This is a genomic window from Mesorhizobium sp. M0833 (assembly GCF_040319905.1).
Classification (GTDB): Bacteria; Pseudomonadota; Alphaproteobacteria; order Rhizobiales; family Rhizobiaceae; genus Mesorhizobium.
In genome coordinates this window covers 121,960-140,434 of the sequence record NZ_JAMYOQ010000003.1, presented here as the reverse complement: position 1 = coordinate 140,434, position 18,475 = coordinate 121,960, and the positions used below count along the sequence as shown (strand labels likewise).

16 protein-coding genes are annotated in these 18,475 nt (G+C 62.1%); 3 read left to right on the top strand and 13 right to left on the bottom strand.

The window, feature by feature from the left end:
* Positions 1–3: 3 nt before the first annotated feature.
* The 7 genes from NKH98_RS04735 to NKH98_RS04705 form a co-directional block, all read right to left on the bottom strand.
* On the bottom strand, positions 4–951 hold the full coding sequence (locus NKH98_RS04735; protein ID WP_254816928.1) for an SPFH domain-containing protein: 948 nt from the start codon (positions 949–951) through the stop codon (positions 4–6).
* Between the two features lie 131 nt (positions 952–1,082).
* Positions 1,083–2,147 (bottom strand): ferrochelatase, encoded by a 1,065-nt coding sequence (hemH, locus tag NKH98_RS04730; RefSeq protein WP_352896914.1) that lies wholly within the window; start codon positions 2,145–2,147, stop codon positions 1,083–1,085.
* A gap of 151 nt (positions 2,148–2,298) precedes the next feature.
* Positions 2,299–4,392 carry a 5'-nucleotidase C-terminal domain-containing protein gene (locus NKH98_RS04725; RefSeq protein WP_352896912.1) on the bottom strand — a complete coding sequence of 698 codons (2,094 nt, stop codon included), beginning with the start codon at positions 4,390–4,392 and terminating at the stop codon, positions 2,299–2,301.
* A 292-nt stretch (positions 4,393–4,684) separates the two neighbouring features.
* Positions 4,685–5,059: an outer membrane lipoprotein Omp10 gene (gene omp10 / locus NKH98_RS04720; RefSeq protein ID WP_254817073.1), complete on the bottom strand. Its 375-nt coding sequence runs from the start codon at positions 5,057–5,059 to the stop codon at positions 4,685–4,687.
* Between the two features lie 187 nt (positions 5,060–5,246).
* A complete protein-coding gene (locus NKH98_RS04715) occupies positions 5,247–6,692 on the bottom strand; it encodes a homospermidine synthase (RefSeq protein ID WP_352896910.1) in 1,446 nt (481 codons plus the stop codon).
* A 122-nt stretch (positions 6,693–6,814) separates the two neighbouring features.
* Entirely contained in the window at positions 6,815–8,053 is a 1,239-nt protein-coding gene (locus NKH98_RS04710) for a hypothetical protein (RefSeq protein WP_352896909.1), read from the bottom strand.
* 156 nt (positions 8,054–8,209) lie between these two features.
* Complete coding sequence (locus NKH98_RS04705; protein WP_352896908.1) at positions 8,210–9,259, bottom strand: LacI family DNA-binding transcriptional regulator; 1,050 nt, start codon at positions 9,257–9,259, stop codon at positions 8,210–8,212.
* Between the two features lie 191 nt (positions 9,260–9,450).
* Here NKH98_RS04705 and NKH98_RS04700 point away from each other — a divergent pair, with 191 nt between their 5' ends.
* Positions 9,451–9,780, top strand: coding sequence for a MoaF-related domain-containing protein (locus tag NKH98_RS04700; RefSeq protein ID WP_352896907.1), 330 nt, complete (start codon positions 9,451–9,453; stop codon positions 9,778–9,780).
* 14 nt (positions 9,781–9,794) lie between these two features.
* Complete coding sequence (locus NKH98_RS04695) at positions 9,795–10,238, top strand: DUF6640 family protein (RefSeq protein ID WP_352802101.1); 444 nt, start codon at positions 9,795–9,797, stop codon at positions 10,236–10,238.
* A 113-nt stretch (positions 10,239–10,351) separates the two neighbouring features.
* On the opposite strand, the gene NKH98_RS04690 is transcribed toward NKH98_RS04695, so the two are convergent.
* From NKH98_RS04690 to NKH98_RS04665, 6 genes are all read right to left on the bottom strand, one after another.
* Positions 10,352–11,290: a heme-dependent oxidative N-demethylase family protein gene (locus NKH98_RS04690; RefSeq protein WP_352896905.1), complete on the bottom strand. Its 939-nt coding sequence runs from the start codon at positions 11,288–11,290 to the stop codon at positions 10,352–10,354.
* A complete protein-coding gene (locus NKH98_RS04685) occupies positions 11,287–11,574 on the bottom strand; it encodes a YciI family protein (RefSeq protein WP_352448216.1) in 288 nt (95 codons plus the stop codon). The genes NKH98_RS04690 and NKH98_RS04685 overlap by 4 nt, the downstream gene beginning before the upstream one ends.
* A gap of 17 nt (positions 11,575–11,591) precedes the next feature.
* Positions 11,592–12,254: an aminotransferase class IV family protein gene (locus NKH98_RS04680; RefSeq protein ID WP_352896903.1), complete on the bottom strand. Its 663-nt coding sequence runs from the start codon at positions 12,252–12,254 to the stop codon at positions 11,592–11,594.
* Positions 12,203–13,348 (bottom strand): aminodeoxychorismate synthase component I, encoded by a 1,146-nt coding sequence (locus NKH98_RS04675; RefSeq protein WP_352896901.1) that lies wholly within the window; start codon positions 13,346–13,348, stop codon positions 12,203–12,205. Before NKH98_RS04675 ends, NKH98_RS04680 begins: the two co-directional genes overlap by 52 nt.
* Before the next feature lie 156 nt (positions 13,349–13,504).
* Positions 13,505–14,320: a helix-hairpin-helix domain-containing protein gene (locus tag NKH98_RS04670; protein ID WP_352896899.1), complete on the bottom strand. Its 816-nt coding sequence runs from the start codon at positions 14,318–14,320 to the stop codon at positions 13,505–13,507.
* A 391-nt stretch (positions 14,321–14,711) separates the two neighbouring features.
* Positions 14,712–16,547 (bottom strand): M3 family oligoendopeptidase, encoded by a 1,836-nt coding sequence (locus NKH98_RS04665; RefSeq protein WP_352896897.1) that lies wholly within the window; start codon positions 16,545–16,547, stop codon positions 14,712–14,714.
* Between the two features lie 152 nt (positions 16,548–16,699).
* On the opposite strand from NKH98_RS04665, the gene NKH98_RS04660 reads away from it, so the two are divergent.
* On the top strand, positions 16,700–18,262 hold the full coding sequence (locus tag NKH98_RS04660) for a sigma-54-dependent transcriptional regulator (RefSeq protein ID WP_352736986.1): 1,563 nt from the start codon (positions 16,700–16,702) through the stop codon (positions 18,260–18,262).
* The last annotated feature ends 213 nt before the right edge of the window (positions 18,263–18,475 follow it).

The window sequence follows — 18,475 nt, the reverse complement described above, 5'->3', positions numbered from 1 at the left end:
GCCTCAGGTCTCGCTGGGACGAACCACGGGCGGGCGGGCCTGTCGTGCTGGACCGGCGGTCCCTTCGCCCTTGAAAACTTCCCTGGCGATTTCGCCAATGCCGCCAAGCGTGCCGATCAGTGAGGAAGCCTCTATCGGCATCAGCACGAGTTTACTGTTTGTCGCGGAGCCGATCCTGGTCAGCGCTTCGGTGTATTTCAGCGCGACGAAGTAGTTGAGCGCCTGCACGTCACCCTTGGAAATCGCCTCCGACACCACCTGCGTGGCGCGTGCTTCAGCCTCGGCCGATCGCTCGCGCGCCTCGGCGTCGCGGAAGGCGGCTTCCTTGCGCCCCTCGGCCTCCAGAATCTGCGACTGCTTGAGGCCCTCGGCGGCGAGGATCTGGGCGCGCTTATTGCGCTCGGCCATCATCTGGCGGCCCATCGATTCGACGAGATTGGCCGGCGGGTTGATGTCCTTGATCTCGACACGGGTGATCTTGATGCCCCAGGGATGCGCGGCCTCGTCGACGACGCGCAGGAGGCGCTCGTTGATGGCGTCGCGGTTCGACAACAGCTCGTCGAGGTCCATCGAGCCCATGACGGTGCGGATGTTGGTCATCGTCAAATTGAGGATAGCGTTCTGTAGGCCGGCGACCTGGTAGGCGGCCTGCGCCGCGTTGAGCACCTGATAAAAGGCGACGCCATCGACGGCAACAGTGGCGTTGTCGCGCGTGATGATCTCCTGCGTCGGGACGTCGAGCACCTGCTCCATCATGTTCATCTTGGCGCCGATACGATCGACGAAGGGCATGATGAGGTTGAGGCCCGGGCTCAATGTCTTGGTGTAACGGCCGAAGCGTTCGACGGTATAATTATAGCCTTGCGGAATTGTCCGGATGCCTTTGAAAAGCACCAGCACGACAAGGGCGACAAGAACAAGAAGCGCGATATCGAAACCACTGAAACCCATTTGGCTCTCCCCTCAAAGGCCGGCCATGCCGGACAGTTCCACGCGGCCGGCTTGATCAAACACTTAAGTGTGTTTCAGCAACGTTACAATCAGGTGATCATGGATTGCCGGTGAATAGACGGGTGATCTGTTCAGGCCCAGCCGGACAGCTCGCGCCGCACCATTGCCTCGATCACCGCCATGCCCTCGGTACTGTCGTTGAGGCAAGGGATGTGTGCGAACTTTTCGCCGCCGGCATGATGGAAGGTCTCGGCCGCTTCCCTGCCGATCTCGTCCAGCGTCTCGATGCAGTCGACGGAAAAGCCGGGGTTAACGATGGCGATCGATTTTACGCCTTCGCGCCCTAGTCTTTCGACCGTCTTGTCGGTGTAGGGCTGCAGCCATTCCTGCGCGCCGAAGCGCGACTGAAAGGTGGTGATCAGCTTGTTTTCATCCCAGCCGAGCTTTTCGCGCAGCAGCCGCGTCGTCTCGAGGCAATGGGCTTGGTAGGGATCGCCCTTGTCGGAATAGGGTTTCGGAATGCCGTGATAGGAAGCGATGACAATTTCCGGTTCGAAGTCGAGGTTCGCCAGATGCTTTTCGATCGAACGGGCGAGCGCCTCAATATAGGCCGGCTCGTTGTAATAGGGCGGCACGCTGCGAATGGCCGGGGCGCGGCGCATCTTCATCAGCGCGCGAAACAGCTGGTCGTTGGCAGTCGCAGTCGTCGTCGCCGAATATTGCGGATAGAGCGGGAAAGACAGGATGCGGTCGCAGCCTTGCTCGACCAGCCTCTCGGCCACGTTCGCGGTCGAAGGGTTGCCGTAGCGCATCGCCCAGTCGACAACGACATTGGGTAGGTCGTCGAGCGCGAGCCCGAGCTTCTCGGCCTGGGCGCGGGTGTAGGTGCGCAGCGGCGACTCGTTGCGCTCCCGGTTCCATATCCTGGCATAGTTGGCGCCCGACTTCCTCGGCCGCGTGGTGAGGACCAGGCCGTAGAGGATCGGATACCAGATCGCCTTGTTTAGCTCGATGACGCGTGGATCGGACAGGAACTCCCGGAGGTAGCGCCACATCGGCTTGAAGCCGGTGCCGTCGGGGGTGCCGAGATTGATCAGCATGACACCGACCTTGCCGGTCCTGACCGGAGGGCGCCCTCCCGACGGCGAGGCGGCGGTCTTCTCGGCTTTGATTTCAGCAGGGTTGGCGAGCGTCATGAGGTTCTCCAACACCGCGAACCAACGGTGCCGCGGCGAAAGTAGCGATGCCGCGCCGGTTTTCAAATGCCGCGTCTGGCCGCACCTTGTCCCCAGAAATGCAACACCCGCCCGGTCTGCCGGGCGGGTGCATTGCGTTCCTGAGGCCGGATTACTTCGACGCCGCCGGGATCGTCAAGGTCGCGCCGACCGGCAGCCGGCGTGGCTCGTAGGCTTTGTTGGCATCGGAGATTATCTTCCATTTGGTGCCGTCGCCATAGGCCTTCACCGCGAGATCCCAATAGGTATCGCCGGCGACGATTACATGGCTGCTTTCGGCCGGTGCCGGCTCAGCGGGCTTGGCGGGCTCGGCAGGTTTTGCCGGCTCGGTTGGCGCCGGTTCACTTGGGGCCGGCTGATTCGGGGCAGGCGCTGTCTCGGCGGGCTTGGCCGGAGCAGGGGTCGCCGGAGCCGGTGTGACGGGAGCCGCAGGTGCCGCCGGCGCGGTTTCCGCCGGGACGGCCGGCGGCGTCTTGGAAATGTCGCCTGAGCCGGCCGGCATTTCGGGCATTGCCGGTTCAGCAGGCTTTACCGGCGCAGCCTCAGCAGGTTTTGGCGGTTCGGCAGGCTTGGCCGGTTCCGCGGCCGGAGCCACGGTCGCGGCGATCTCGGTGATGCGGCCGTCGAGCTTGGGCGTGTAGGGCCGGTGCGCGCCGAGGTAATCGGCGACGACCTGTTCCAGCCCCGGGCCGTAATCATAGGCGTTCTTGGCCTTCTCGGCGAACACCTTATAGCCGTCGCCGCCCTGGCGGACATAGTTGTTGGTGGCGACGAGGTAATCCTTGTCCGGCTTGATCGGCGTCCAGACGCCGCCTTCCATGACCTCGACCGATTTGACGCGTCCGTTAGGCGGCGCCGATTTGTCGAACGCATATTTCATGCCGGCAACCTGCGGAAAGCGCCCGGCGCCGTCCTCGACCTGGCTGAGGCCGCTTTCGAGGCCGGCAACCAGATCCTTGCCGGAGATCTGGAAGGTCGCCAGCGTGTTCTGAAACGGCAGAACGGTGAGAATCTCACCCATGGTGACGGTGCCCTGGTCGATCGAGGCGCGCAAGCCGCCGCCATTCGAGATGACGATCTCGACACCCTGGCCCTTGACCCGGTCGAGGACGGCGTCGGAGACTAGATTGCCCATCTCGCATTCCCGGGCGCGGCAGTTTTCCCGGCTGCCGTCGATCGCCTTGGTGGTCTCGGCAACTTCCTTGTTCTTCAGAGCCTCGATCGGCGCGCCGAGTTCCTTGATGCGGGCAAGCACGGCGGGGTCGGGCGTGATCGATTTGTCGAGATGGATGGGATCGCCGCTGGCCTCTTTGACAACGCCCTTGTCGTCGAACACGACCTTGAACTCGCCGAGATATTTCGAATAGGACGCCGCCTGGACGACCGGCACTTTGTAGCCGTCCGGATTGTCGACCATCGTCGGATAAGGGCCTTCCGCCTTGGGGTCGGTGTTGGAGAGCAGCGAATGGCTGTGGCCGCCGACCACCACGTCGACGCCCGGGATCTTGGCGATCACGTCGCGCTCGCGCTTGTAGCCGATATGGGTGACCGCGATGATTTTGTTGACGCCCTCTCCCTTCAGTTTCTCGACCTCGGCGGTGATCGACTTGACGTCGTCTTCGATGGCGATGTTCGGGCCAGGCGAGGCAAGCTCCGGCGTGTCGTTGGTGACCGCGCCGACGATGCCGATCTTCTGGCCGCCGACCTCGACCACGATCGATGGCTTGACGCGGTCGCCGAGCTTGGATTGCGCATTGGCCTTCACGTTGGCGCCGAGCACCGGAAACTGGATCATGTCGAGAAACGGCGCCAGCGCCGACTCGCCATCGTCGAACTCATGATTGCCGAGAGCCTCGGCATCGAACTTCATCTGGTTGAGGAATTCGCCTTCTGTCTTGCCCTTGTAGGTCGTGTAGAAGAGCGAGCCCTGGAAATTGTCGCCAGCGCTGAGCAGCAGCACGTTCTGGCCTGCCAGCTTCTTGCGCTCCTGCGCGATCGCTGTGACCAGGCGGGCTGCGCCGCCGACGCATTCACCCTTGGTCTCCTCCTCGGCCGAGCAGGTCGATTCGTACTTGTTGTTGCTCTCGATGCGGCTGTGCCAGTCGTTGATGTGCAGGATGTTCAGCGTGTAGTCGGCAAAGGATACCCCTGCCGACAGGCCAAGCGCCGATGCCGACAGCGCGGCGATGGCAGCGATCTTCTTCATTCTCGTCTCCCGGATGACTCGAGTACAGCGCCGCGCGTCATTTGGGACGCGCAAAGGACGCTGTACCATTTTTATTTTGCGCATGATCCTTTCCGAAAATCGACTCCGATTTTCGGGGTCATGCGCAGACGCGTTTAACGCTCTTGTTTGACTTGGATGTAACAGCCCTCTCGGGCCATGTTCACATCGCGTTTCAGTCGATGCAAGCGGAAATCGGCATCAGCTTTGCCGGCGCAAGAAGACGGCGGCTTGAAGCCGCCGCCCTTGTGCAAAGTCAATTCGGAATCGAACTTCAGGTGCGCCTGGTCAGCACAAAATTTTGTCCGCTCGCGCTGGTGCAATTGAGCTGGCTGGTGGAGACCATCAAGCAGTTGAAGCTGATCGGCGTCTGGCGGATCAGCGAAGTGCCATGGATCTCGACCGAGGTGCCGCCGGTCATGGTGTAGCTGCCATCGGCAAGCTTCTGGCCGGTGTCGGTGGCGACGGTCGCGAAGCTGCCGCCCTTGAAGGTGGATAAGCCGGTGCCCTGCGCGTCGATCCAGGAGCCTTCGACCCCTTTGGCGGTGATTACCGGTGGCTCGCCCGGGCCGGTAGTGGTGCAGGCCGCCAACGTGACGGCAGCGGCCGCTGCAATGCCAGCCGAAAGCAGTCTTTGCGCAATCGTCATCATCAAGATCCTCTCCTCTCGCATCGGCTCGAAAATCGATCCGATTTTCGGAAAGCACGATGCGCACATTCAAAGTGCTGGAGCATACTTTGTGCGTCCAAATGGACGCACGTCGCTCTAGGCCGCCCCTCTTCAATCGCCCGATTTCCGGGCGATTGCAAGCTGGCGGAGTGTCGAGGCAACGCTGCTATCGAACGAGGATGTTGCGGAATTGCCACGGGTCTTTGGTGTCGAGGTCCTCGGGAAACAGACCAGGCCGATTGTCGAGCGGTGTCCAGTCCGTATAATAGCTCCTGACCGGCCCCAGATAGGGGTTCTGCACGTCGAGGCAGCGCTTGTAATCCATTTCGTCGGCTTCGACGATGCCGGCCTCCGGATTTTCCAACGCCCAGACCATGCCCGCCAGTACCGCCGACGTGACCTGCATGCCGGTGGCGTTCTGATAGGGCGCCAGCTTGCGCGCCTCGGCCAGCGACAGCTGCGAGCCGTACCAGTAGGCGTTCTTGGCGTGGCCGTAGAGCAGCACGCCGAGTTCGTCGATGCCATCGACCAATTCGTTTTCGTCGAGTACGTGATGCACGGGCTGAGCCTTGCCGGCGGCACCGAACATCTCGTGCAGCGACAGCACGGCGTCGTTGCAGGGATGATAGGCGTAATGGCAGGTCGGCCGGTACTGCACCTTGCCCTTCTTGCCATGCAAGGTGAAGAAATCGGCAATCGAAATCGCCTCATTATGCGTCACCAGGAAGCCGTATTGCGGACCGGCCGTCGGGCACCATGTACGCACGCGCGTGTTGGCGCCGGGCTGCTCCAGAAAGATAGCGGCCTTCGAGCCGTTCTTGTGCTTTTTGGCGTTCTTCGGCATCCACGCCTCGTGCGTGCCCCAACCGAGCTCGGCCGGCTGCAGGCCTTCCGAAATGAAGCCTTCGACCGACCAGGTGTTCCAGAACACGTTCATCGGCTTGGGTTTCTTGGTGCGCTGGGTGTCGCGCTCGGCGATATGGATGCCCTTGACGCCGGCCTTCTTCATCAGCTTGGCCCAGCCTTTGCGATCGTGCTGTGCGGGTTCCGCGAAGTCGAGGCCAAGATCTGTGGCGAGGTTGACCAGTGCCTGCTTGACGAACCACGAGACCATGCCGGGATTGGCGCCGCAGCATGAGATCGCCGTGGTGCCGCCCGGGTTCTTCGCGATTTCGGTACGCACCGTTTCGCGCAGCGCATAATTGGTGCGTGAGGCGTTGTCGGCCTTTTCGTCGAAATAAAAGCCGAGCCAGGGCTCGACCACCGTGTCGATATAGAGGACGCCAAGCTTGCGGCAGAGCTTCATCAACTCGAGCGAGGAAGTGTCGACCGACAGGTTGACACAGAAGCCCTGGCCGCCGCCATTGGTCAAAAGCGGCGTCAGCAGCTTCTTGTAGTTCTTCTTGGTCACTGCATCCTGCATGAAAGTGATGCCGCGCTCGTCGAGCAATTTGCGGTCGGCGTCGCGCGGGTCGATGACGGTCATGCGCGACTTGTCGAATTTAAAATGGCGCTCGATCAGCGGCAGCGTTCCCCGTCCGATCGAGCCGAAGCCGATCATCACGACAGGGCCGGTGATCTCACCGTAAACGGGCCAGTTTTCATTCGCCATTTATCGATTACTCCCTCAAAAAACGCTTCGGAACAGCGGCTTGGCCGCGGCGCGACAAACCATAGATCATTGTCACAATAAAGCGAAAAGCGGACGGCCGGCCTCACGCCGCGCCATCCCGGCTACGGCTCGACCAGTCTTGCGAATTCAGGCTTGAAGAGGGCATGTGCCTCGGAGACCGGCAGTTCCAGCAGATCGTCGGCGCAGGCCTGGATGGCATGCGGTAGGGTCTGGAGCCCGAACACCAGAACCTGCTTGTCGCCCTCACGCCAGAGGCTGACCGCCAGATATTCGCCGATGAGATCGTCCATACCGCATTCGGCTTCGTGATCAATATCGGTCTGATCGGTCGGTTTCTTGCGCCGCTGCTTGACCAACGAGACGAGGGAAGGACCGGGCTTGCCATCCACCGTATCCGAGAAAATGTCCTGGAGGCCAAGCAGGACGCCGCGCCGCACATCCATGATGTAGGCGTCCGAATAGTTGGTCGGATGCGCTCCGCCGCAGAAGATGCTGCCGGACTCCCGCCAGCTCATCAGCCGCGGCGTCAGCGAGCTCACTTCGAATGTGCTGTCCGCATAGCCTCCGAGCGTGCCGTCCTTCACGCCGTCAATCGGCCCGCCTTCGTTGAAACCGGCATATTGCGCCGCCACGCAGCCCAGTGCGCCGATGTTTGCGCGCCAGTGCCTGTCTTGCAGCAGAGCATTCGCGGCCTCGATCGGAACGTTGCCGGACAGTTCGACAATGCGCGGCGTGGCGAATTTGGTGCGGGGGTCGACGACATAACGGTAGGTCGCGTCCGGCCAGCCAGTCGTCTTGCCGTTATCAAGCTGAGTGTTCAGCCGCAGATAGTCATACGGGGACGTCTCCATGGTGATCGGCGTGTCATTGGCGAAGAACTTCATGAAGCTGAAATCGTAGAGATCGAGCGGGCTGCCGGGCTCGTTCCCGGTCACCTGCCGACTTGCGACCCGCTCCAATCTGAGCGGCAGCGCCCTCTTTCCGTTCCAACTGCCTTCAAGGGTCTTGCCGTTACTGGATGAGGCCAGGCGCCACACGGCGGCAATCGGCGCGGCCTTTCCGTCATCGCAATTGTCGGCGCCGCATGCCTCCTCCTCGGCCAGTTCGAACCTGCTGCCCTTTTGGGACCGGGCCTGCAGCGGGATGTCGACGCCCTTCGAGCGGTAGAAATAGCGGCCGGCCAGCGGGCTGCCGGGCGCCGCGGGGTCGTCGGTGAATTCGACGACGATATCGCTCTTTCCAAGCTTGCCGGCATAAGTCACCGGCTCTGCCTCGGCTGCTGTCGACAGTACCAGGATCGCGGCCATGAACGTGACCGGCCTGCTAAGATGCTGGATCATTGCTCCCCAAGCCACAAGTTAGAGTTGTCGTCCGCCAGCAGTCACGGTCGGCTGTCAGGCCCTTTTAGTCAAGTTGTGCCTCGTCCAGCACCAGACGCTGCTCAGCGAAAAAAAGCTGCGACGCCGCCCCTGGTGCGGATGCCGCATCCGCCCGTTTCAGCGGATTTTTGTCCTCGGCGCGGCTGTGGAGGCTCGAACCACCAGTTCTACCGGCAGAACGACCTGGCGGGGGGCTTCATTGTCAAGAACCATTCGGGCGGCAAGCCTGCCTTTTCCGATCACGTCTTGCGCGACAGTAGTCATCGGAGGCGTGGTGCGTGCGGATTCAGCGGTGCCGTCAAAGCCGACGACCGATACGTGGCCCGGCACGTCTATGCCGCGGCGAACGGCCTCGTCCAATATCGTGATTGCCTGCCAATCCGACATGGTCAGGATCGCGGTTGCTTCAGGCGCCCTGTCGAACACTACTGCTCCGGCAGACGGCTCGCCTGGTATCGTCTCGATGATCGGGACATCGTCGATCGATAAATTCGCCTCCGCCAAACCCTGTTTGAAACCGTCGAGCCTTTCGTCATCCAGCGGGAAGCCGGCCAGAAGCGGGCGCGTTGCCTGGCTTGGCATGTGGACAATCGGCGGGCCGGGAGTCCGGCGCACCGAAAGGATGGCAAAATGCCGGTGCCCCAGCCCGGTCAAATGCCGGACTCCAGCAACCGCGCCGCTCCGGCCGTCGATCTTTATCGAGTTGATATCGGGACCTGCGTCGCTTTCGAGAATGACGAAGGGCAGACGCCGTCTCTGGACCGAAACTATGAGACCAATGTCGGCGCTGTGACCAAGGATAAAGCCGTCAACCAGGGCATCGCGGATGCTGGCGAAGCGCGTGTTGTCGGTGCCGTTTACAAGGCTGAGCGTCGTTCCAGCCTCGTCGCAGGCGAGCGAAACGCCGAGCACCAGCTCGCGGCCATATGGGCTTCTCATCACTTCGGAGATGGCATAGGCGCCAGGCGGCATGAACCCGATGGCATTGAACTTGCCGTCCCGCAGCAATCGTCCTTTCGGATCGGGGCCGCCAAACCCGAGCTCTCGCGCGGCCGCTTCGACGCGCTCGCGCAATTCAGGCCTGACCAGCTCCGGCCGGTTGAAGACGTTGGAGACAGTCCCCCGGGAAACTCCGGCAGCCTTGCCGACATCGGCTAGGGTGGGCATTGGGCGATTCACTCGTTTTTCTTGAGGTAGACCATTTTTTGGAGCGCTCCAAGAATTTTATTGACTCAAAATCGAAATTGGCGGATCGTGTCTCTTGGAGCGCTCCAAGAACATTTATTCTGAGGATTTTTGCGACTAGAAATTGAAGATCGTCAAATGGCGTGGCCGCAGCGGCCACGCCCAAGGAGAGGATGATGGCAGAAACCGATGTTTTTCCAGCCTCGCTCGTCGGCAAGACTTTCGACTGCGTTTTCGGCCCCTTCGTACCGCGGTTGACGTTTCTCTCGCCTCAGGAATTGCATATCCAGGCGTCGATCGGGACCACCGAAATCGATGAGGTGGTCAACGTCGGCCTGATCAGCGTGCGCCCGAATGTCGTGCTCGCGAGCTGGACGGAGCAGAGCGGCAACTTCATTGTGCAGTTGCAGGACCACGAGGAGGGGATCGTCCATAATTATGCGCGGCTGGCCGATGGGCAGCTCTTCTGTGCCCAGGGCGCCATTCAAGTCGTTCCTGCATAAGGGAGGAAAATGCGATGGAACTCGCTTACGACAGTCATCTGCTTGCCCGAATTCTGCTGAGCGTCGCGACCGTGGGCTACGGTGTGGTGACGATCAAAGCCGACTTCAACGCCACCCACGCCACCAATCCGCTCTGGACTCCCCACGCCCGGTTTCACGTCGTCTGGCAGGTGTTGAGCTACACCGGAGTGGCGCTGATTGCGCTCGGACTCATCTGGATCAAGGGGCAACTCGAAGCCGAGCGGCTCTATCTGGCGGGCGGATTGGCCGCGGCCATGTATGGAGCATTCTTCGCGGCCATGCTCTCGCGGCCGATCTACGGCGGCGTGCTGTATGACGAGAACGGCTATCTACCGTTCCGGCCGCCGTTTGGGCCGGCGGGCTGGCGGTGGGATGTCAACGTCACCGTCTTTACCGCGATGTCCGCGATCCTGCTGCTGGGCGTGGCTGCGATTTAGGGAATTCCCAGGAAAAGTGTGAAACGGTTTTCCGTCCGGAATTGCGCAAGAACAAAGAGATAGAGCGGTTCGGCGTTTCCGTGAAACGACGAACTGCTCTAGCAACTGTAGTACTAGGACAGCGCCAGCGCCCCGAGCCGCTCGACCAACCGGTCACGGTCGGCGGTCATCCCCTTGTAGTCGAGCTGTGCCTCGTCCAGCGCCAGAAGTTGTTCGGCAAAGGACGCTGCGAGCGCCGCGCGGTCGCGGTGGCGCTCCAGCACGGCGAGCGGGTCGAGATGAATGCGGATGGTGAAGAGTATGTCGCCGGAGACCGGGAGCTTTCTCAGCGTCTGACGCTCGACGCGGATGAAAGCATGAGCGTCGATGTCGCCGTCCGGGAATTTCGACGGGCGATTGCTGGCGCGGTCGATGCGTTCGATGTTGGAGAGCGGATGGTAGAGTGCGTCGCCCGCCTGGATCGACCAGTTGTAGCGCTCGACGGCTTGGCCCTGGAGGCCATCGAACATGCGGTTGATGAGATCGGCCGGGCGTGTGCCTGGACCGAAACCCGGTACCGGCGCGTGGATCTGCTGCAGCGGCTTGCCGAATTTTTCGATCAGCGACCATGAGGACGGGAAGCAAAGCGAGCCGGCCGCCAGACGCCAGCCGCTCTCATCGCGGCGCATCAGGATCAAATCCTCCTGGACGAGCAACGAGGCCGCGACAAGCGGCGCATCGCTGAAAGAAGCTGAGGTGCGTGAGCCCTCGAGATTGTCGATGCCGTCGATCACCTCGATCGCATTGTCGGTACGCCTGTGGGTCTCAGGAAAGTTCGCCGCCAGATGCACACCGAGCAGATCGAGCACTTCGCGCTGGGCGTCGCGCGTTGCTTGCTCCTCGACAAAAACCTTGTCTGGAATTTCCGTGTAAAGCCGGCGTTTCTCGGCAAGATGGGGCAGCAGATATTCGTCGACCTCGATCCATCTATCGAGACTGAGCGGCTTCAACCCGATGGTGAACAGTTTCGAGGAGCCGTCATAGGGTGTGTGAGTCGGTGGGCGGAAACTCATGCTTCTTTGTAGGCTTCCAGTGCGGCAGCGGCCATTCTCGCCGTGAATTCGGTGATTTCATAATCGGCGGCACCTGCCTTGGCGAAGGGATCGTCCGCCAATCTGGCATCGAGCACTTCGCGTGGACCGCGAGCGATGATGATGCCGCCGGTCCTCGGCCGCTTCGGCCCGGAGGCGACAAAAATACCTTGCGCATAGCAGGCCTTCAGCCACTCGACATGCGCTTGCTGCAGGCGGTCGATCTCGGTCAGCGGCACCTTGTAGTTCAGCGAAACCACGAACATTGTTGTCTCCCGATGCTTCAGCCCAGCCGCGCCGGGATCAATCCGCGCAGCGAGTTGCCGACGAACAGCGCCTTGGCCGATTTCAGTTCGTTCCACGTGTAGACCGCTTCACCGGCGCGGCCTTGATCCAGCAGTTCGCCGCGCAGGACGCCAGGCAGCAGGCCGCAATCGAGCCGCGGCGTGGCCAGCACGCCGTCGCCGAAATCGGCAAAGACGTTGGTGATCGTGCCCTCGCAGATTTCGCCGCGCTCATTGGCGAGCAGCACCTCGTCGGCCCGGCCGGCCAGATATTCGGCGCGGGCGCGCGTATAAGTTTGTCGGCGGCTGGTCTTGTGACGCAGCAGCGTGTCGCTCGAATCAAGCCGCACCCGTGCCAGCTGCAGCGTCCAGACCTTGTCTGCGGCGAGCGGCTCGTAGGGCTGCACCGAAACCGCGACTTCGCCATTGCGCGACAGGACGAGGCGGGTGCGCAACGCGATGTGCTGGCGGCCGACCGCATTCATCAGCGCTTCGCCGACCCGTTTCGGATCGCAGGCGAAGCCGAGTTCGTTTGCCGAGCCGTAAAGCCGCGCGAGATGGCGGTCTAAACGGAGGAAACCCGAGCCGGGTTCCCAGCGCATTGTTTCGATCAGTTCGAAATCGGCAGTGTTCCCGTCGCGAAACGGGCTTTCAGCAGACACTCCTGGTACTCCTCTTCGGCTGTCGAATCGAAGACGACGCCACCGCCGACATTGTAGACCGCCTCGCCATTGGCAAAGAGCGAGATGGTGCGGATCGCCACCGAAAAGCGCATCCGGCCGCCGGGCGCGATCCAGCCTATGGCGCCGCAGTAGACATCGCGCGGGCCACCTTCCAGCTCGCGCAGGATCTCCATGGCGCGGATCTTCGGTGCGCCGGTAATCGAGCCGCAGGGGAACAGCGCGGCGAAAATCTGCCGGATGGTGAGGCCGGGCAAGAGTTTCGCCCGCACGCGGCTCACCATCTGGTGGACGGTCGGGTAGCTCTCGATGCGGAAAAGCTCCGGCACGTCGAGCGTGCCAACCTCGCTGATCAGTGAGATGTCGTTGCGCAGGAGATCGACAATCATCCGGTTCTCGGCCTGGTTCTTCTCGTCGTTGCGCAAGAATGCTTTCAGGCGATCATCCTCGGCTTTTGTTGCGCCGCGCGGCGCGGTGCCCTTCATCGGATGCGTCTCGATCATGCCTTCCGCGTCCACCTCGAAGAACAGTTCGGGCGAACGCGACAAGACGATCGGATCGCCGAGCGCGACCAGCGCCCCATACTTCACCGGCTGGCGTTCGGTTAGCGCGTTGAAGGCGACCAGTGGATCGCCCGACCATTGTGCGTGGACCGGAAAGGTCAGATTGCCCTGGTAGCAGTCGCCCTTGCGGATATGGTCATGCAGCCTGGCAAAGCGTTTGGCGTAGTCGTCCGAAGACCAGGCTGCCTTGGCGTCAAAGATTGGGCCGTTGCTAACCAGCAGATCGCCTGGCGCGACCGTCTCTTCGACTGGCGCGTCGAACACGCCGAGGCAGAAAAGCGGGGCGCGGCGGCCGGCCGGCAGCAGCGGAACGAGCTTGGGTTCGAGCAGGTAACCGGCCTCGTAGGAGAAATAGCCGGCCAGCCATTTGCCGCCGTCATGTGCTGCCTGCGCGGCTTCCAGGGCCGGCAAAAAGTCCGCCTCGCCATGCGCTGCGATTATCTCGGCCGGCCGGTCGAAAACGAGCTGACGCGCGGTCTCGTCGTTCCGGAAAATTGCAAAGGGCAGGGGCATAAGGCTCGAATGCTGCGGTCACCAGCGATCGATCTATATGGGGGCTCGACCGTGTGCAATCGAGGGAGCGGCGTCTCAAGACGCAAAGGCGCGGGGCAAAAACAAATGCGGCGCCAATGGGCGCCGCCTTGTTCCAAAAGGCCACCTTGCGATGGATCAGGTGTTGCTGGCTTCCCCCGCGGTCGGGAAGCGGCGCGCGAATTCCTTCTCGTCACCGGCGGCAAGCAGTTTCGCCTGCTCGATCCAGCGTTCACGTTCGATGCGGCCGTCGAAATTCAACGTCGCCTCGATCCGCTTGACATCGTCGGGCGTCCAGGCGGCGATCTGGGCATAGGTCGTGACGCCAAGCCCTTTGAGCAGCCGCTCGTTGGTCGGGCCGATGCCGATCAGGCGACGCAGATCGTTGGCTTTGCCTGGGGCCGTGGCTGTTGCGTTGCCGGTCGCGGCTTTCTTTGCAGCTGGTGCGGCCTTGCTTGCACCCGGCGCAGCCTTGCTTGCCGCCGGCGCAGCCTTGCTTGCCGCCGGCGCGGTCCTGGGCGCACTCACTTTCGATGCAGGCGGTTTCGGCGTTGCCGTTTTCGCGGCACTTGCGCGTGGCGCGGTCGCAGCCCTGGCCGTTGCAGATTTCTTCGGCGCCGGTTTGGCTGGTGCGGATGTCGACATCAGCGTTGACGGCGCCTGCATCGCCGCCTTGGTCGCGCCGGTCTTGGCGGCTGGCGCCTTGGCTGTTGCCGCCTTCGCGGTTGGCGCCTGCTCGCCCAGCCGGCGTTCGAGATCGGCGCGGGCGCGGCCGCATGCATCCAACTCGCCGGTCAGACGGTCGCTATCGGCCCGCAATCTGTCGCGTTCGCTGCGCGTGCGGTCGAGATCGCCGCGCAAACTGTCGAGTTCGCCACGCAGGCGTCCCCAAATGAACCAGCCAACCAACACACCTACCAGGAACGCCAGGAGCATGTAGAAAAAAGTGCCCATTGTCTTTCTCTCTCCAGTCCGATCCGTCCGCCCTGGCCTGTAGAGCCATGACCTCGGCGAAGGACCATTCGATGGTGGTTCCGCAATTTGCAGAACAGCCGGCTTCGATCGAGCTGTCGGCGACCGGTTTGCCCCTGGCCAACAGCCATTGTCGCATCCGCCGACACGCCATGACCAGGTCGGGGCTTTCCGACCAGACCCATTCGTGCCCGGCTGAGCTTGAGGGCGGACGCTATCATACAGCTTACGGGAATCTAACGGAAAACTTCCATGGAAAGTTATTTAAGAACAAATAACCAAGACAAGAATAGAACCACCGACAATATGCATTGCAGCTAAACTGTTCTGGAAACCCGGTCATCCGGTGTTGCGCATCACCCAGTGTTGCGCATCAATTGTCCAGTGCTTCCAGCTCGTCGATCAGTCCGCTGATCACGCCAAGCCCGATTTGCCAGAAGGCAGGGTCGGCCGCGTCGAGGCCGAACGGCGCCAGAAGCTCGGAATGATGCTTGGTGCCGCCGGCGCGCAGCATGGCAAAATATTTCTCCTGAAAGCCGCGCTCGGCGTTCTGGTAGACCGCGTAGAGCGAGTTCACCAGGCAATCGCCGAATGCATAAGCATAGACGTAGAAAGGCGAGTGGATGAAATGCGGAATATAGGTCCAGAAAACCTCGTACCCCTCGCGCAGCTTGATCGCCGGCCCGAGGCTTTCCGCCTGCACTTCCAGCCAGAACTGGCCGAGCTTGTCGGAGGTCAATTCGCCGCTCTTGCGCTCGGCATGCACCTTGCGCTCGAACTCGTAGAAGGCGATCTGGCGCACGACGGTGTTGATCATGTCCTCGACCTTCTGGGCGAGCATGGCCTTGCGTTCGCGCTTGTCGGTGGTCTGCTCGAGCAGCGAGCGGAAGGTCAGCATCTCGCCGAACACCGATGCCGTTTCGGCCAGCGTCAGCGGCGTCGACGCCATCAAGGCGCCCTGGCCGCCGGCCAGCACCTGGTGCACGCCATGGCCGAGCTCGTGCGCCAGCGTCATCACGTCGCGCGGCTTGCCCATGTAGTTGAGCAGCACATAGGGATGCGCCGAAGGCACGGTCGGATGCGCGAAGGCGCCAGGCGACTTGCCGAGTCTCACCGGTGCATCGATCCAGTTGCGGTCGAAGAAAGTTCTGGCGATCTCCGCCATGTCGGGCGAAAAGCGCTGGTAGGCGGAAAGCACGGTGTTCTTGGCCTCGTCCCAGCCGATGACCGCCTGCGGGGTCTCCGGCAGGGGCGCATTGCGGTCCCAGTGGTTCATCACCTCCATGCCGAGCCAGCGCGCCTTCATCGCATAATAGCGATGCGACAGGCGCGGATAGGCGTCGCGAACCGCGGCCGCGAGTGCATCCACCACGCTGCGTTCGACGCGGTTGGCGAGATGGCGGGAATCGGCAATATCCTCGAAGCCCCGCCAGCGGTCAGAAATCTCCTTGTCCTTGGCCAGCGTGTTAGTGACCAGAGTAAAGACGCGCAAATTCTTGCGGAAGGTCGTGGCCAGCGCCTCGGACGCCCGGCGGCGCACCTCGCTGTCTGCGTCCTGCAGGCGATTGAGCGCCGGCTCCAGCGTCAGCTCCTCGCCGTCGACGTCGAAGCGCAAATCGGTCATCGTCTCGTCGAACAGGCGGTTCCAGGCCCCGCGCCCGGTGATCGATTTTTCATGGAAGAGCTGCTCGATGCGGTCTTCGAGCTGATAGGGCTTGTCCTTGCGCAGATCGAGCACCCAGGGCCGGTAGTGGGCGAAGGCCGGATCGGCGGCGAGTGCGGTTTCGATCGCGCCATCGTCGATGAGGTTCAGCTCGAGCGCGAAAAACAGCAGGTGGGCGCTGGCATCGGTCATCTTTTCCTGGATGTCGCCATAGAGCTTGGCGCGCTGCGGATCCGACGTGTTGCCGGCATAGACAAGCCCGGCATAGGAGACGATGCGGCCGATCAGCTCCTCCAGCGCTTCATAGGCCTGAAGCGCCTCGCCAAGCCTGCCGGCGCTGCCACGCCCGGCCTCGGCGGCGAGCGTGCCTTTCCAACGGCTCTCGAAGGCGATGGCATCGGCGGCGGCCTTGGCGATGTCGCGCTTCAACTCGGGCGCTTCCATGCCCGAATAGAGATCGGCCAGATTCCATTCCGGCAGGTCGCCAAGCTCCGCCACGCCCTGACCGGGCGCCGCCGCCAGCTTTCGAGCAAAAACCATGCGCATTGCCGATCCTTCCAGACACAAAAATTCGAGGAAACGAGAAGCCGGTCAAATCCTAAGGAATTCATTCACCGGGTTTTTTGAAAGCTTATTTAGAACCCTGTGCCAAGATGATCCATAGGGCGCATTCTCGGGCGGGCACGGTCGGATCAGTCATGGCAGCTTCCATACTCATAGTCGATGACGATCCCGTGCAGCGCAGGCTGCTCGAGGCGGCGGTGACGAAATTCGGCCACACCGCGATCGTCGCCGATGGCGGCGAGGCGGGTCTCGAGTTTGTCGACGGACCCAATGCGCGCGACGTGTCGGTGGTCATCCTCGACCTTATGATGCCTGGGCTCGACGGCATCGGCGTGCTGAAGGCGATGCGCGAGCGTGGCATCCACATTCCCGTCATCGTGCAGACCGCGCAGGGCGGCATCGAAACCGTCGTTTCGGCAATGCGTCACGGCGCCTTCGACTTCGTCGTCAAGCCGGCCTCCCCCGACAGGCTGCAGGCGTCGATCGGCAACGCCCTCAAGGTCGAAGCGCTCGAAGGCGAAGTGAAGCGCTCGTCACGGCAGCGCGGCGGCCATCTGACATTCAAGGACATGATCACCCACAGTCCGGCGATGGATCGGGTGATTCGGCTCGGCCGCAAGGCGGCGGCGTCCAACATTCCGATCCTGATCGAAGGTGAATCCGGCGTCGGCAAGGAACTGGTGGCGCGCGCCATCCAGGGCAGCGGCGACCGCCGCTCGAAACCCTTCGTCACCGTCAATTGCGGCGCCATCCCCGACAATCTGGTCGAATCGATTCTGTTCGGGCACGAGAGGGGCTCGTTCACCGGCGCCACCGAAAAACATACCGGCAAGTTCGTCGAAGCGCACACCGGCACGCTGTTCCTTGACGAAATCGGCGACCTGCCGCTCGACGTGCAGGTCAAGCTGTTGCGCGCGGTACAAGACGGCGAGGTCGATCCGGTTGGCGGGCGCTCGACCGTCAGGGTCGACATCAGGCTGATCTCGGCAACCCATCGCAACCTGCTGCAGCAGGTCAAGGACGGCAAGTTCCGCGAGGACCTGTTCTATCGGCTGAACGTCTATCCAATCTTCGTGCCGCCATTGCGCGACCGTCGCGACGACATCCCCTATCTGGTGGAGCACTTCATGGAGAAGGTGGCGCCCGCCAATCCGCGCCACCGTCTGCGAGGCATCTCGGCTGCGGCGCTTGCCATGCTGCAGGCCTATGACTGGCCGGGCAACATAAGGCAGCTCGAAAACGCCGTCTTCCGGGCCTCGGTGCTCGCCGACGGCGACATGCTGACCGAAGAGGAATTCCCGCAGATCCGGGCGCAGGTCGAGGGCACGGTCAATCTCGATTCGGGTATCGCCTTGCCCAATTCAGTGGGGCCAGCTTCAGGGTGGCCAGTTTCCGGGTTGGCTTCGGGAAGCCTGCCGCGTGATAACATATCGGCCGCTGGCGGCATCGCAGCCGCCGACGCCGATGCACCGGCCAAGCCTCGTTTCGGCACGCTGCGGGCGCTCGACGAGCGCGGCAATGTGCGTGCGCTGGCCGACGTCGAACTCGAAATGATCAAGCTCGCCATCGATCACTACAACGGCCAGATGAGCGAAGTCGCCCGCCGCCTCGGCATCGGTCGGTCGACGCTCTACCGCAAGCTCAAGGAATACGGCATCGACCCGGAAACCGGCCGCGTCGAACGGCTCGCTTCGTGAGTCACAGGGCCAAGCCGGTTCGCATCCGGACATCATTCCACGCACCTGCGCCTCGACATGATGTGTTCGCCACAGTGTTCACGTATTAAGGCGGACGGTAACAGATCGTGTTTCGAGCTGACGCCAAAACATGATCTAAACCAGCGGTTTACCAAGATATCCGGCGCAATATTTTTGGCGGGATATCGCCACCGTGTTACCGCATTTCGGCTT

What these genes read in the sequence shown, in the direction of transcription:
- NKH98_RS04735 (WP_254816928.1), bottom strand. Translation starts at nt 951, where the DNA reads ATGGGTTTCAGTGGTTTCGATATCGCGCTTCTTGTTCTTGTCGCCCTT.
- hemH (WP_352896914.1), bottom strand. Translation starts at nt 2,147, where the DNA reads ATGACGCTCGCCAACCCTGCTGAAATCAAAGCCGAGAAGACCGCCGCC.
- NKH98_RS04725 (WP_352896912.1), bottom strand. Translation starts at nt 4,392, where the DNA reads ATGAAGAAGATCGCTGCCATCGCCGCGCTGTCGGCATCGGCGCTTGGC.
- omp10 (WP_254817073.1), bottom strand. Translation starts at nt 5,059, where the DNA reads ATGACGATTGCGCAAAGACTGCTTTCGGCTGGCATTGCAGCGGCCGCT.
- NKH98_RS04715 (WP_352896910.1), bottom strand. Translation starts at nt 6,692, where the DNA reads ATGGCGAATGAAAACTGGCCCGTTTACGGTGAGATCACCGGCCCTGTC.
- NKH98_RS04710 (WP_352896909.1), bottom strand. Translation starts at nt 8,053, where the DNA reads ATGATCCAGCATCTTAGCAGGCCGGTCACGTTCATGGCCGCGATCCTG.
- NKH98_RS04705 (WP_352896908.1), bottom strand. Translation starts at nt 9,259, where the DNA reads ATGCCCACCCTAGCCGATGTCGGCAAGGCTGCCGGAGTTTCCCGGGGG.
- NKH98_RS04700 (WP_352896907.1), top strand. Translation starts at nt 9,451, where the DNA reads ATGATGGCAGAAACCGATGTTTTTCCAGCCTCGCTCGTCGGCAAGACT.
- NKH98_RS04695 (WP_352802101.1), top strand. Translation starts at nt 9,795, where the DNA reads ATGGAACTCGCTTACGACAGTCATCTGCTTGCCCGAATTCTGCTGAGC.
- NKH98_RS04690 (WP_352896905.1), bottom strand. Translation starts at nt 11,290, where the DNA reads ATGAGTTTCCGCCCACCGACTCACACACCCTATGACGGCTCCTCGAAA.
- NKH98_RS04685 (WP_352448216.1), bottom strand. Translation starts at nt 11,574, where the DNA reads ATGTTCGTGGTTTCGCTGAACTACAAGGTGCCGCTGACCGAGATCGAC.
- NKH98_RS04675 (WP_352896901.1), bottom strand. Translation starts at nt 13,348, where the DNA reads ATGCCCCTGCCCTTTGCAATTTTCCGGAACGACGAGACCGCGCGTCAG.
- NKH98_RS04670 (WP_352896899.1), bottom strand. Translation starts at nt 14,320, where the DNA reads ATGGGCACTTTTTTCTACATGCTCCTGGCGTTCCTGGTAGGTGTGTTG.
- NKH98_RS04665 (WP_352896897.1), bottom strand. Translation starts at nt 16,547, where the DNA reads ATGCGCATGGTTTTTGCTCGAAAGCTGGCGGCGGCGCCCGGTCAGGGC.
- NKH98_RS04660 (WP_352736986.1), top strand. Translation starts at nt 16,700, where the DNA reads ATGGCAGCTTCCATACTCATAGTCGATGACGATCCCGTGCAGCGCAGG.